At 62.8% G+C, this 14031-nt stretch carries 12 protein-coding genes and 1 other RNA gene; 9 read left to right on the forward strand and 4 right to left on the reverse strand.

Features of this window, described 5'->3' with window-relative positions; all coding sequences use genetic code 11:
* The first annotated feature begins 20 nt into the window (after positions 1–20).
* The 5 genes from MF606_RS13475 (at position 21) to MF606_RS13495 (ending at position 1832) form a co-directional block, all read left to right on the forward strand.
* A complete protein-coding gene (locus MF606_RS13475) occupies positions 21–419 on the forward strand; it encodes a RidA family protein (RefSeq protein WP_240229865.1) in 399 nt (132 codons plus the stop codon).
* Positions 416–655: a YdeI/OmpD-associated family protein gene (locus tag MF606_RS13480; protein ID WP_240229866.1), complete on the forward strand. Its 240-nt coding sequence runs from the start codon at positions 416–418 to the stop codon at positions 653–655. The genes MF606_RS13475 and MF606_RS13480 overlap by 4 nt, the downstream gene beginning before the upstream one ends.
* Before the next feature lie 16 nt (positions 656–671).
* Positions 672–1026, forward strand: a transfer-messenger RNA (tmRNA) gene (ssrA, locus tag MF606_RS13485).
* Positions 1027–1123: 97 nt separating this feature from the next.
* The gene (locus MF606_RS13490) at positions 1124–1612 is read left to right on the forward strand and encodes an SspB family protein (RefSeq protein ID WP_240229867.1); all 489 of its coding nucleotides are present in this window, start codon (positions 1124–1126) and stop codon (positions 1610–1612) included.
* Between the two features lie 10 nt (positions 1613–1622).
* Positions 1623–1832 carry a ribbon-helix-helix domain-containing protein gene (locus MF606_RS13495; RefSeq protein WP_240229868.1) on the forward strand — a complete coding sequence of 70 codons (210 nt, stop codon included), beginning with the start codon at positions 1623–1625 and terminating at the stop codon, positions 1830–1832.
* A gap of 155 nt (positions 1833–1987) precedes the next feature.
* Here the strand turns inward: MF606_RS13495 and MF606_RS13500 are convergent, their stop codons facing one another.
* Together MF606_RS13500 and MF606_RS13505 are read right to left on the reverse strand one after the other, a co-directional pair.
* Entirely contained in the window at positions 1988–5632 is a 3645-nt protein-coding gene (locus MF606_RS13500; RefSeq protein ID WP_240229869.1) for an AsmA family protein, read from the reverse strand.
* A 195-nt stretch (positions 5633–5827) separates the two neighbouring features.
* Positions 5828–7990, reverse strand: a complete 2163-nt coding sequence (locus MF606_RS13505) for an esterase-like activity of phytase family protein (RefSeq protein ID WP_240229870.1) — start codon at positions 7988–7990, stop codon at positions 5828–5830.
* A gap of 200 nt (positions 7991–8190) precedes the next feature.
* On the opposite strand from MF606_RS13505, the gene MF606_RS13510 reads away from it, so the two are divergent.
* Positions 8191–10536 carry an ATP-dependent helicase gene (locus tag MF606_RS13510; protein ID WP_240229871.1) on the forward strand — a complete coding sequence of 782 codons (2346 nt, stop codon included), beginning with the start codon at positions 8191–8193 and terminating at the stop codon, positions 10534–10536.
* A 6-nt stretch (positions 10537–10542) separates the two neighbouring features.
* Positions 10543–10959 (forward strand): hypothetical protein, encoded by a 417-nt coding sequence (locus MF606_RS13515; protein ID WP_240229872.1) that lies wholly within the window; start codon positions 10543–10545, stop codon positions 10957–10959.
* A gap of 37 nt (positions 10960–10996) precedes the next feature.
* Here the strand turns inward: MF606_RS13515 and MF606_RS13520 are convergent, their stop codons facing one another.
* Positions 10997–11419 (reverse strand): hypothetical protein, encoded by a 423-nt coding sequence (locus MF606_RS13520; protein WP_240229873.1) that lies wholly within the window; start codon positions 11417–11419, stop codon positions 10997–10999.
* A 156-nt stretch (positions 11420–11575) separates the two neighbouring features.
* On the opposite strand from MF606_RS13520, the gene MF606_RS13525 reads away from it, so the two are divergent.
* Together MF606_RS13525 and MF606_RS13530 are read left to right on the forward strand one after the other, a co-directional pair.
* Positions 11576–11905 carry a heavy metal-binding domain-containing protein gene (locus MF606_RS13525; protein WP_240229874.1) on the forward strand — a complete coding sequence of 110 codons (330 nt, stop codon included), beginning with the start codon at positions 11576–11578 and terminating at the stop codon, positions 11903–11905.
* Between the two features lie 73 nt (positions 11906–11978).
* A complete protein-coding gene (locus MF606_RS13530) occupies positions 11979–13727 on the forward strand; it encodes a GGDEF domain-containing protein (RefSeq protein ID WP_240229875.1) in 1749 nt (582 codons plus the stop codon).
* Between the two features lie 6 nt (positions 13728–13733).
* On the opposite strand, the gene MF606_RS13535 is transcribed toward MF606_RS13530, so the two are convergent.
* A complete protein-coding gene (locus MF606_RS13535; protein WP_240229876.1) occupies positions 13734–14024 on the reverse strand; it encodes a putative quinol monooxygenase in 291 nt (96 codons plus the stop codon).
* Positions 14025–14031 lie beyond the last annotated feature (7 nt).

Genomic DNA, 14031 nt, shown 5'->3' on the forward strand with positions numbered 1-14031 from the left:
TCACGCAACAGGAGACCGACATGTCCGTCGAACACATCAATCCCGAAGGTATGTATCAGAGCCCCATATTCTCGCAGGGCATCATCCTGCCGTCCAATGGCCGGCTGCTGCTCATCGGCGGCCAGAACGGTACCAATGCCAAGGGCCAGGTCGTCGACAAGACGGACATTGCCAAGCAGACCGCCCAGGCCCTCGCCAACCTGCAGAAGGTGCTCGAGGCCGCCGGCGCTACCATCAAGGATCTGGTGAAGGTCACAATCATCCTGCACAATGATGCCGACCTTCGGGCAGGCTTCGCCGAGTGGATGAAAGTCTGGGGCAAGAACACCAATCCGCCCACCGTCACTTCCCTGCGCGTCCCCGGTTTCGCGAACCCCGATTTCCTGATCGAGATCGAAGCTCTGGCAGTATTGAAATGAGTCCGGTCCTCCGCCCGCTACGCAAGCGCGAAGACATGCCCGACTTTGTTCGCAAGGCACTGGACGAGCGTGGCCTGCGCGACAAATACGACGCGCGCCCGCCTTACCAGCGCAACGACTACTTGCTCTGGATCAACAAGGTCAAAGGCGAGAAAACCAAGCAAAAGCACCTTGATCAGATGCTTGATGAGCTGGAAGCCGGCGGCGTTTACATGGGCATGACGTGGAACGGCTGACCCACCTTTTTGCGAGCCGATTGCATCATGCGGTCCCCGCGCCTATATAGAAGCTGCTCGCAAGAGCTATGGCGATAAACTGTCATCGTAATAAACCTTTCGGACCCGGGGGCAGTACCCGGCGCCTCCACCATCTCTCCCTCAGGGGGAGCCAATGGGGGCGAAACAGGATCGACGAGGGCGTAAAGGGTGTGCTTTTGCTCGGTGAGGTACCACCGTTATCGGTCCAAAACTTATAGTTGCAAATGACAACCATAAGGCTCCGGTCGCTCTCGCCGCGTAAGCGGTGCTAGCACTGGGAATTTAAGTCCTCCACCCCTAGCCGGGTGACAGGCGGGGTTCGCAGGCACCTGGCAACAGAAGCCTGCACTTTCAATCGCCCCGGCGCCTTTCTCCTTGAATTCTCACGGCGCCTAAGGCTGATATGGGCAATTAGGGATTCTATCCCCTGGGACTGGAAGGTTGCCTATGGCCGAAGATCACATGCGCTACGACATACTCGCTCAGGAAGCCCTGCGCGGCGTCGTGCGCAAGGTGCTGGCCGAGGTTGCCAAAACCGGATTGCCCGGGGAGCATCACTTCTTCATTTCGTTCGTCACCCGCGCGCCCGGCGTGCGTCTGAGCGAAAAATTGCTCGGCCAGTACGACAAGGAAATGACCATCGTCATCCAGAACCAGTATTGGGATCTCAAGGTCAGCGAAACCGGCTTCGAGGTCGGCCTGTCCTTTGACGGCATTCCCGAAACCCTGGTCATCCCTTTCTCCGCGGTGAAGGGCTTCTTTGACCCGTCGGTGCAGTTCGGCCTTCAATTCGACCCCGCCACAGCACCGGGTTCGGCAGCCGTCGAAGCCGAGGCCGACGAGGTGGTGGAAGCCACGGCAGGCGCATCCGAAGGCGACGGGGAAAAGAGCGGCGAAAAAGTCGTGAGCCTCGACGCTTTCCGCAAGAAACCCTGACAATAGCTTGATGGACAAGCGTTCCCTGTCCATCGCTGGTCATCGCACATCCATTGCGCTCGAGCCCGAATTCTGGGCCGCGCTGGAACTCATGGCCGCACAGTCCGGCCAGACCATGGCCAGCCTGATCCGTACCATCGACGAAACCCGCGAAACGGCAAACCTATCCTCGGCCGCCAGACTGGCAGTGCTGCGCTGGTATCAACAGCGGGCGGGCTGAACCTCTAGAGGGTCCCGCTTTCGCGGGGGACTACGCCGTGGTGTGGACTTGCTTTGTGCATTCCCCAAGTTTGCACCTCGCCAAGCTCTGGCTTGATCTATCCACCCCACCAGCGCGCGGTGGTTGTTCGCTTCAGCAACACGGCTGAGCTCACACTAATTGATCGGCTGGTTGACGCCGAACTGCGGCTGGTTGACCTGAGGCTGCGGCTGAAATCCGAGATCGAGCGGTCCCTGGAGCGGCTGGTTGGGCGGCGGCGCTGGCGAAACCGGCGGCGCCTGCTGTTGTTGCTGCTGCTGTTCTAGCAACAACCGGCGCTGCTCTTCCTCGGTGGCAAGCCGGGCCGCTTCTTCCTCTGCCAGCCGCGCCGCCTCCTCCGCCGCGCGGCGGCGCTGTTCTTCGATCAAGCGGTTCCGTTCCTCGGCCGCCGCTCGCTGCCGGGCCTCATCCTCCGCACGCAGAACCTCGAGCCGATCGACTTCCAACTCATTGGCCCGCACCTGCACGGCCGCCACCATTTCGTCGACGTCCAGGGTGATCTCAGGCTGGAGCAGCGTCCCTGCAATGCGCGTGGTGATCCGCGCCGTGTCCTCACCGACCAGCCCGTTTTCATCCTCGAAGTCCAACGGCGTCAGCACGAAGCCGCCATTGAGCCCGAGCGGCGCCAGCGCCAGGCTGACATCGCCGGCGAGTCGCCCACCATTGCCCTCGACGATGAAATTGGCGAGCCGCGCGACCCCGCCCGCAATCGTAAATGTGCCGGCGGCATTGGGGGCGGTGAACTGGCCCTGCCCCAGCGCCAGACCCATGATCGCACCGAGAGCGTCGGCATCCATATTGAGAATATCGTCGAGACCAGCGACGGTCGGGAATACCGCCGGGGCCAATTGCTCCACCGACAGCCCATCCAGCGTAAAGCTGCCCTCGCCCGCGATCACGCCCAGCACTTCGGCAATGCTGGCGCCGGTACCCTCGAAGCGCACACCGCCATCGAGCACGCCCCCGAGGGATGCCGCCACGGCAGGTGTGACAATCGCGTCGACCGGGGCGTCCGTGACGCTCAACCGACCACTGACCGTCTTGTCGGTTAGCGGCCCGGCGCAGCAGACCGTCAGGTCGAGGTTGACCTTGGCCTCGCCGCTTACAGCCTCGAAGCGGGCAAGCCGTAGCTTGGTTTCGTCCCAGCTCAGTTCGAACTGCGTCGCGCCGAGCCGTTCCTGCCCGCCGCCCGTAATCGCATTGGCAGTAACGTTCACCGACCCGCGGGTCTGCCGGGGCTCTGCCCCAACCTCGATCGGCCCGTCCGGCCAGACGCCGTCACCCGCCACCAGCGCCGCTCGGCCAAACATGGTCGCGGCAAGTCCCTCGATCGAAATCGCGTCGATGGCCACGGCTCCGGCCACCGCCGCGGTACTGCCAGTGCGTGTGAGCGAAAGCTCGCCCGAAAAACCGGTCGTGCCGGATGTCCCGGTAATGTCGGTCAGTCGCGCCAGCCGCCCACCCTCGAAATGCAGTTCAGCATTGGCCTGGGCCATGGGCAGGCTGAGGCCGCGAGCACCCACAACATGCGCCATGCCACCCGCGTCGGCCAAGGCGATATCGAGCCTGCCGGTGCCCTGGATTTCGCCATCCCCAATGGTGAGCAGCTCCCCGGCGAAACCGATGCTCTCGCTGCCCGCGCTGGCATTAAGCTGGCCCTGGAGACTATTTGTCGGCGATCCCTGCAGCCCGACGCTGACCAGCATCGAATCCCCACTGAAGATTTGCGCCGAGCCAAGACCGATTTGCCGGGTTAGGCCCTCGGTATCGGTGGAGTCGAGAGTCGCAGTCAGCCGCAGTTGCCCGGTTGGTATCGCGGCAATTCCCGCGCCCAGCTCGGCTCGCAGGTCGAGATCCGCCACGCCCAGCGTGCCGTCCAGCGTCAGGACTTGCCCACCGTCATTGTCGGGCGGATCGAGATCGACCAGTATTTCTGCTGGTGCCGACGGCGCCAGAAAGTCGCGCCATGCCTGCGGCGTTTCCAACAGGTCGTAGAGTGCCGTCAGCGCCGGCGCATCGGCTCGCTGCACGCTGAGCCGCCCCGAACCGGACACGTTGGGGACTGCAATAGTGCCGCCTGCGGCAAGAGCGGCATCTATGCCGACACCGCCCCAGTCCGCCGCGGAAAGCCGCGTGAACCGCACGGTGTTCGGAACCCATTGCCCCTCGGCTACCAAATCGGTGCCGTCTTGACCAAACACCCTGGCCGTCTTCCCGGTCAGCGAAAAGCTACCCTCGGGGAAACTCAGCCCAAAGGCGGCCTCGGCCGCGATATTGGGCATCAACGCGCCTAGCATCGCGCTGCCGGTAGCGCCGAGTTCGTCGAAATGTCCCGCCAGGTCCAGCCGCTTCTCGGCACCGAAACCCAAGCGCAATTCCACCGCGTGGCTGCGCCCATTCAGCGTCAGCAGACCGCCGCTCAGACCCAGCGCATCGCCGACCAGCATGACCCGCGCTTCAAGGCTCCCGGGCTGGTTGAACAACGGATTGTCGGTATCGGGCTTGCGCCACAACGCCGCCAGCCCATCAAGCCGCTGACTCACCAGCGACACCGTGCCCCGGAAGGCCGGGCGTTCGCTTTCGCTCGATAGCTCGCCGCTCGCCCGCACCTCGGTATTGCCAGGCATCTGGGCGACGAGCTGCTCGATCTGCCACACTTGGCCATCGGTACTGGCATCGACCCGCACCTCGCGCAGTGCAAAACCCCGCAGGGCGACCTCGGCCAGGTCTATGCCCACCCTGCCCGGCATGTTCGGCATGATCGGCGCCGGCAGTTCCGCCAGCAGCCGCACCGCCTCGTAGGGCAAGGTTGAGGCGTCCTCGTTGGCATCGCGCGGCGGCAGCGAGAACACACCGCCCGAGATCACCGCATCGAAGCTGTGTCGATTGCCAAGCTGGATACTGGCGGCGCCCGTCAGTCTGGTCCCGGCCCGGTTCTCGTCGGGCTGTAGTGTATAGCCTGATAGCACGATCCGATCGGTTGAACCGGTGACCTTGCTCTCCAGCACCAGGTCGCCGCGAATGTCGTCCGCCACATCAGTCACCGGCGGCTTCTGTCGATAGGTCACCGTGCCGTCAAACTTGGGCGCCATGCCCGGCGTCAGCACCCCTTCGGCGCCAATCGAGAAGTCGCCGTCCTGCAAAAATCCGGTGACCCTGGTGTTCCCCGCAGCATCGACCAGCGCCGAATTGAACCGCACGCTGTAGCGGTCGTCGCCATGGCTGGCCGAACCCTGAAACTGAAATGGGCCGGCAAAGCTCGAAAGCTTGAACTCACCGTCGACATCATCAGCGGTAAACGTCTCGCCCGACCGCCGATCCGAGAGGCGCAGGGTGGCATCGACAATACTGGTCTGGGTCAGCGCCACACCGCCACCGCTTCCGGCAATGGACACGCCACTGCCGAACAAGCCGCTTTCATCGACGGTGAAGTCGATCACCGGGGCGTGCAGCACCAGCCGCGTGACGTTGTAATTGTCGCGCAGAAAATCCATCAGCGAGAATTCGGCTTCCACGCCATCGACGGTGGCGGCGGGCTCTTCGGGCGATCCCACCAGCACATCGGTCAGGGTCAGGCGCGGCTGCGGCAACAGCGAGAACTCGATATCGCCGCGGATCGTCACGGCCGTGCCCAGCACACCCGTCGCCAGCTCTTCCATGCGGCCGCGATAATCGCTCCAGTGGATAAAGCGCGGCGCGATGAAGGCGCCGGCGAGCACGATGATCGCCAGCATGCCAACGATGATGTAGATGCGGTTCAACACTGCGCGCAGTCACCCGGATTCCCGCGGCAGAGTGTAGGCAAGAGCGCCTGCCGCGCAACCCCGCCATTGCCTTGAATACACGCGAGGATTCTGGCCGAAACGGGATCGCGCCGATCACAGTTCGATCATCGCCGTAAATGGTAAGGCGGCCGGACCCGAAAGCCCGACCGCCCCATACAAAATACCAACACCTTAGAGAGCGTCGATCGACCAGAAGAATGTCTCCCCCGACGAGTCATCGACGCCGTCATTGTCGGTGATGACATAGCCGGTGCCATCGGCATCGATGGCAAAGCTCTCGACCTTGTCGACCACGTAGCCGTTATTGCTGGCGAGGTCGGGAACCAGGTCGCGCACCAGTTCCTTGGTCACGACCGGCAATTCGCCATCGAGAGCGGCCGGAACAAGGTCGGTCAGCGCGACGCGGTAGATCGCCTTGAGTGCGGCGCTACCGGCGATCTGGTTGTCCCGCTCGACGATATAGGCGTAGTCGCCATGCACAGTGATTTCGCTGAGGCCGACCCAGCCGCCCTCCGGCGCGGCCTCGAGCGGGTACCGCACGGCGCCCCACTCTTCGCTTTCGGTATTGTAGGCGAGCAGCTTCACCGAGCCCTTCTCGTCATCACCCCATTCGCGCTGCACGGCGACCCAAAGCGTATCGCCAACCTTGGCGACGCCTTCGGCGCCAAAGCGCTTCTGACCAGCCAGCAGGTCGACGGGGAAGCCAACCTCGTCCTCGATCTCGCCTTCGGCGTTCACGCGAATGAGGGCATGCGGCACCAGCTTGTCGCTATCGCCTTCGTTGGCGAGCCAGAAACCGCCTTCGCCATCGAGGGTGATGCCTTCAAGGTCGAGCTTCTGCGCGGTTTCGCCATTGCGGGTGATGATCGTCTTCTTGACGATGCGCGCCGGCTTGGCGGTCGCGTCGATCTCATAGATCGCTGGCGCGCCCGACAGCACGCTATCGCTGACCGCGTAGAGAATACCGGGCTTGTCGGCATCAGCCACGGCGCCCGAAATGGCGGCCCAGCCGATCGGGTGACCATCCGCATCAAGCTCGGACACCAGCTGTGGATAGGCGGCCTCGGCTTCGCTCAGCTCATAGACCATCACATGCGAGCCACCGAGGCCGTCTTCGCGCAGATCGACCTCGTTGGCCGTGGCCAACAGGTTGCGCTCGGGAATGGCGACCAGACCTTCTGGCGAAATGCCCGACGGCACCGACTGAAGATATTCCGGCTCGGCCCCGGTATCCTTGTAGATGGCGATCAGCGAGGAGCGCTCCTCGGCGACGAAGATGTATTTGATATCGCCGAACGTCGCGACTTCCAGACCCTCGGGCTCGACGCCCTTCTTGTTGCGGAAGTCCGGATAGTGACCCAGCAATGCTGCCTGTACGTCGAGCGCATTGCCTGAATCGAAGGCCACAGAACCATCGCGGTTGAAAATGGTGAAGCCGCGCGAGCCACCGTTCCAGTCGCCTTCGTTGGCGACAACAAGGCGATCATTGTCCAGCCACTTCACCGAGTCGGGTTCGCGCGGCAGGTCATCCTTGGAGCCGGTAAAGTCGATCGCACCGTCATTCTTGGTGTCGATCCCTTCAACGGAAACGGCGCCGGTTGAGAAGCCGCCAGTCACCGTGCCGGTCTTGGCATCAACGATGGCGACCCAGTTGTTTTCCTGCAGCGTGACGGCGATCTCGTCAGCGTCGTTGAAATCAACGAACTCGGCCTCGACGTCATCAGGCGCGACATCGGAGAGACCGGTCAGCTCGACCTTCTTGATACCAGTTTCAGTCACAGCGCCATCGGTGAGCGTGACGATGGTCAGGAAGCCCGTCGGCGCCTGCGGAATGGCCCCATCATTGACCTCCTCGTCGCGCTCATTTTCAATCGCGATAGCGAGGATCGTGTTGTCCTTGTTGTGGGCAATCGAGTCCGGCTGACCACCGAGCTCGAATTCGCCTTCGACCGCCTTGGTGGCGATATCGACGACGACCAGCTTGCCGGACGGCTCGACGAAGTTCTCGCGCGTGTTCACCGCAACATAGGCCTTCCCGCCGATCACGGTGACCGAAGTGGGCTCGCCGCCCATATCCATGAAGCCGCCCTGCCTGGGCGCCTTGGGGTCGGTAATGTCGATGAAGCCGATGCCGCCAGCCGGGCTATCGGAATAGATCAGGGTCATGCCGTCATCGGTTGCGGTGATGATTTCCGACGAGCTCGCTTCGGCCTCCGGATTGTTGAGTTCCACCGGAAAGCTGGCAATGCGGTTGAAGGTTTCGGCAGCAGCCACCGACGCAGTCGTGGCGAGCAGCGCCGCGGTCAGCGCGGCCAAGGATTTCGATGAGAACATGATGGAGCCCCTGTTGTAGTCCGATCCGCTTAGGGCGGCCACACAACAGTCCGATGACGCCAACATGACACATCGGTGACGGGCCGGCGTTCTATACACTGGGTCCGGCAATCCCTATATTGCCAACGAGAACAAAATAAGATTCGTCAATCCCCGCGCCGCGCCGCCAGCTCCGGCCGCAGCGATGGAAAGGCCCATGAATGCCCGGTGCAAACCAGCCCATCGACCGCCCGTCATCGGGGCCGATCACTAGCCAGCTCGGCCGTAGCGCGCCCGCGCCCGATTATCTGAAGGGCCTCAATGAAGAGCAGCGCGACGCCGTGCTGACCATCGATGGCCCTCTGCTGGTGCTGGCCGGCGCCGGCACCGGCAAGACGCGTGTTCTCACCACCCGCATTGCCCACATCCTCACCAGCAAGCGTGCCTGGCCGTCCGAAATCCTGTCGGTGACCTTCACCAACAAGGCCGCACGCGAGATGAAAGAGCGTATTGGCCATCTCGTCGGCGCCAGCGTCGAGGGCATGCCCTGGCTTGGCACCTTCCACTCCATCGGCGCGCGCATCCTGCGCCGCCATGCCGAACTGGTCGACCTCAAGTCCGATTTCACCATCCTCGATACCGACGACCAGATCCGGCTCATCAAGCAATTGCTCGATGCCGAGAACATCGACGAGAAGCGCTGGCCCGCCCGGCAATTCGCCGGGATGATGGACACCTGGAAAAACCGCGGCCTGCTGCCAAAAGACGTCTCGCCGGGCGAAAGCGGCAGCTATGCCAACGGCCGCGGCGCCAAGCTCTATGCCGACTATCAGGCCCGGCTGAAGGTGCTCAACGCTGCCGATTTCGGCGACCTGCTGCTCGAGAATATCCGCCTGTTCCGCGAGTATCCGGAGGTGCTGGCCGAATACCACCGCAAGTTCAAATACATGCTGGTCGACGAATATCAGGACAGCAACACCGCCCAGTATCTCTGGCTGCGCCTGCTCGCCCAGGGCAAGCCGGCGAGCGAGGCCAATATCTGCGTGGTAGGCGACGACGACCAGTCGATCTATGGCTGGCGCGGCGCCGAGGTCGACAACATCCTGCGCTTCGAGAAGGATTTTCCCGGCGCCAAGGTCATCAAGCTCGAACGCAACTACCGCTCGACCTCCAACATCCTCAAGGCCGCCTCCACCCTTATCGCCTTTAACGAAGGCCGGCTGGGCAAGACCCTGCAGACCGATGTCGGCGAACGGGGCGAGCTGCTTTCCGTCACCTCCCTATGGGACAGCGAGGAAGAGGCCCGCACTGTCGGCGACGAGATCGAGAACTACCAGCGTGCCGGCGAGCCACTCAACTCGATGGCCATCCTTGTCCGCGCCTCACACCAGATGCGCGCCTTCGAAGAGCGCTTCATCACGCTTGGGCTCAACTATCGCGTCATCGGCGGCCCGCGCTTCTACGAGCGCAAGGAAATCCGCGACGCCATCGCCTACCTGCGCGTCGTCTCCAATCCTTCCGACGGCCTGAGCTTCGAGCGCATCGTCAACGTGCCCAAGCGCGGACTGGGCGATTCTACCGTCCAGATCATCTACAACGCGTCCCGCTCGGCCAACGTCTCACTGCTGGCGGCGACCCGGATGCTGCTAGAAACCGAAGAGCTTAAACCCAAGCAGCGCACCACTCTGCGCGAGCTCGTCGGTCAGTTTGACAATTGGTCATCACGCCTCGACGGCATATCGCACTGGGAACTGGCCCAGCAGATACTCGACGAAAGCGGCTACACGAAGATGTGGCAGGACGACAAATCGCCGGATTCGCCTGGCCGCCTCGAAAACCTCAAGGAACTCGTCCGCTCGATGGAGGAGTTCGAGACGCTGGGCGGCTTCCTCGAACACATCTCGCTGGTGATGGATCGCGACACGGCAGAGGCCGAGGACGCCGTCTCTATCATGACGCTGCATTCGGCCAAGGGGCTCGAATTCGACACCGTCTTCCTGCCCGGCTGGGAGGAAGGTCTGTTCCCCAGCCAGCGCACTATGGACGAGAGCGGCCGCGCCGGTCTCGAGGAAGAGCGGCGCCTCGCTTATGTCGGCATCACCCGCGCCCGCAAGCGCGCCCGGCTGTCGGTCGCGCAGAACCGCCGCATCAACGGCCTTTGGCAATCGGCCATTCCCAGCCGTTTCCTCGACGAACTCCCGCCTGACGCCGTTGAGGTCAAGGACACCGGCTCGTCCTATGGCGGCTATGGCTATGGCGGGGGCGCCACCAGCCGCTTCAACATGTCCGATCCGTTCGAGAGCGTCTACGAAACCCCCGGCTGGCAACGAGCCCGCGCCCAGCAGGCCAACCGCAAGGGCGGCGGCCCGCTGACCATCGACGGCGACCTCGTCGCCCGCTCAGTCGACCTCGGAAACGACAAGTCGGCCTTCGGCATGGGCGAGCGCGTCTTCCACCTCAAATTCGGCTATGGCGAAATCGTCGAGATCGAAGGCAACAAGCTCAGTATCGAGTTCGAAAAGGCCGGCCGGAAGAAGGTGCTGGAGAGCTTTGTCAAAAAGGGGTGATCGCCGGTGAAGGTATTGTTGATAGCCGGCGGCATTGGCGTTGCGATTGCAGCCCTGGTCTTTGGCGGAGTACAGCTGTTCTCCTACATGTCCTCGCGCAGCGATAGCGCCACGGCATTCGCCAACCAGGTCGCCACGGCAGTCGTCGTGGGTTGGAATCCCGCTTCGATAGAGCCTTTCGCTGACGAAGGCTTTTACAAGTCACTCGTGGACAATCCCAAGTCGTGGAGTACCTACGCCATGCTGGGCAAGGCGGTTCAAATGCCTAAGTGCCAAGTGACAAATCTAGACATCGTCAATGGCAAGGCCACCGCGCTTGCCGTCTGCCCCGGCGAGTTCGAGAACGGCACGGGCGCGGTGCAGGTGGCGTTGTCTGACCACACGGGTCAATGGCGGGTCACCGACCTTGGCTTGCAGCTCTAGCGAGCGGCGACAACTCGATTTCTGCATCTGACGCTGGTCAGGGAAACCGCTTCCCAATCTCCGCTATATAAGCCTTCGCCAGGCGTCCGAACCGCTCGGCATCCAACGTGATCGTCTGCCCAACCGCAATTCCCGCCGCAGCCTTCTCGACCTTGTACTTAATCGTCTTATTGTCCTTCAGCACCCCGTCATTCTCCATGATGGAGTCGCTCAGCATCCGCACTTCGTTGAGCGGGTTGCCATCCTTGCCTTCGGCGCCGCGCATGCGGTGCATGAAGTGGTGGTCGAGCGCCAGCAGCATGGCGTTGAAATAGCCCGGCGCGAACGTCGCTAGCGCCGCTTCGGCCTTTGCATTGCCCTTCACGGCCGCCGCGAGCGCGGCATAGGCGGCCAGCTGCTCGTCGATCTTGGCGGCGGTGAGCTGGACATAGACTTCGGGATAGCTAGTTACGGCGAGCACGGTGAAACCCTCTTCTTGCGGCCGGCGAGCCCGGCGGTTCGAAACCATGTCGCACAGATTGCGCAAGCTTCGACAAATTGGCCAAAGATTCCTCGCCGGCCTTTCGCGACGGCCGGGTTGGACCTATCTCTTGCCCCAGCACAGAGGAGACACCGCATGATCATTTCGACCACGCCCACACTCGAAGGCCACGATATCGTGGAGTATTTTGGCATCGTCACTGGTGAAGTCATTGTCGGCGCTAATATCTTCAAGGACCTGTTCGCCGGCATCCGGGACATTGTCGGCGGCCGGGCCGGAGCCTATGAATCGACCCTGCGCGACGCCCGCCGGCAGGCCTTCGGCGAGCTCGAGGCCGAGGCACGGCGTTTGGGAGCGGACGCCGTGGTCGCGGTCGATATCGACTACGAGGTCGTCGGCCAGGGCGGCTCGATGCTGATGGTGTCGGTGTCTGGAACCGCGGTAAAACTGCAGTCTCGGCAGTAGAGCGGTGCCGCAAATTCACAATTGATTACCAATCGCCATGGCACAAGGGCGCGAGTATTGAGTTTCCCGTGCCATGGCCCCGATCCGCATTCAAAACTTGCAGTGGCTCGGCGCCGCCATTGTCGCCGTGAGCGGACTGCTCCTTGGCGGGTCGGCGCTGCTGGTCAGCGTCAATGACTACACGCGATACGATGTCGGCGTAGCGGAGCTGGCGCAGTTCAAGTTAATGCTGGCCGTCGCCAACGCCGTTTCCGCCGAACGCGGTCCGGCAAATGCCGCCCTTGGCGCTGATACCGACGAGATGCCGGGTCTGGTGGCGGCGCTGGCGGTGAAGCGGGCGTCTGTCGATGCGGAGATCGCCGGCCTCGCCAACGACCTCGCCAGCAAGCAGGACGACCTGCACGACTCCGAACTAGGCGACCTTCGCAGGGCCTTGTCGACCGGCCGCGCCGCTGTCGACCGGTTGATAGCGACGCCCGCGGGCCAGCGCTCCGGGTTAGCGGTAGCCCGCACCATAGAAAGCATGTTTGCAGCAGCAGATAGCGCGGCCATGCTGCGCAATGACATCGCTCAGCATATCATTGAAGCGACGCCACAAATCACCACTGAGATCATGCTGACCGCGACGGCCAGCGAGCTGCGGGAGTTCGAGGGACGTCTGGGTTCCTATGTCGTTATGATGCTGGCATCGGATGCGACGCAGGACGCGCCGCTCCTCACCAGGCTCGCGGTGACCGAGGCCCATGTCCTCCAGCTTCGGAACATGCTCGGCGGCTATGCCGGCGCTTACCTCTCCGCGACCCCCGTGCTTCTCGCAATGTTGGAGAGCGTCGACACGGACTATTTCGGCAAGGCGCTTCCCTATGCCTGGCAGATCGCCCAGCTCGGCGATGCTGCATCGATCAGCGCCGCCGACTTCACCGCCAACTACGTTCCGGGCATGGCCTCGTCCGAGCGCCTGCGCGATCTGATCATAACCAAGTCGATGACCCGGCTGTGGCAACTGCGCAACGACGCCAGCACTGCCGTGTTCCGCTCGGTCGCGCTTACTGGCGTCATCGTTCTGGTCTTGCTGGGTCTGGGGTTGCTGTTCCGCCGCATCCTTTTCATGCCGCTCGCCAGCGTTCGCGAGCAAATTCTCGCTGTCGCCTCGGGCGATCTAACCGAGCCCCCTGCGACGCGTCCTATCGGCAGCGAAATTCGCGATATGCTTGCCGGGGTCGCGGTACTGCGCCAGCACCAGCGCGAGAAGCAGCGGCTGGAGCGCGAGCAGCGCCGCATGACGCAGCGCCTCAAATCCCTGGCGGAGACCGATACACTGACCGGCCTGCCCAATCGGCGCGCTTTGCGCGATGCGGCCGAGCAGATGTTCGACTCCAGTGCATCCGACAGCCAGCCCATCGCTGTAATCATCTTCGACGTCGACCATTTCAAGGTCGTCAACGACACCTACGGCCACTCCATGGGCGACGTGGTACTGAAGAAGATCGGCAAGATCCTGCCGCCCCTGCTCCGCCCCAACGACATTATTGCCCGCTATGGCGGCGAAGAGTTTGTTGTGCTGCTGCGCAATACCGATATCGGCCGGGCCAGCCTGGCCGCCGAACGAATGCGGGCCAGCCTGAGTCAGAGCGTGATCAGCCGGCAGGACCAGTTGTTCGTGACCGCCAGCTTTGGCGTAGCCGTCCGTCAGCCTTCATCCAGCGAGTCATGGGAACAGATCATGGCGATCGCCGATCGTCGCCTCTACACGGCCAAACGCTGCGGCAGGAACCAGGTCTGCTTCAGCGACCCAGGCGAATCGATCGCCGCCTCCGCCTAGCGCACGCTAGACGCCGACCCCGCCAAGCGGCTCGGTTTCGAAGTACTCGCCAAAACCGGCAATGATCGGCTTCGCCTTCGCAATCGTTGCCTGCACGTGTGGCAGCTTTAGCGAGGCGGCATGGCTATCCTTGGTGTCCCAGACCTCGGTAATCCAGATGCCGTCTTCGCTTTTGGGGTCGCGTGCGATGACATAGCTGAGGCAGCCCGGCATCGCGTCGTTCCCCTCCAGCATGATAGCCAGCAGCTCCTCGCGCTTGCCCGGTGCCGCCAGCATTCTTCCGATCAAACCATACATTGGTTGA

This window comes from Devosia lacusdianchii (assembly GCF_022429625.1).
GTDB classification, from domain to species: Bacteria; Pseudomonadota; Alphaproteobacteria; order Rhizobiales; family Devosiaceae; genus Devosia; species Devosia lacusdianchii.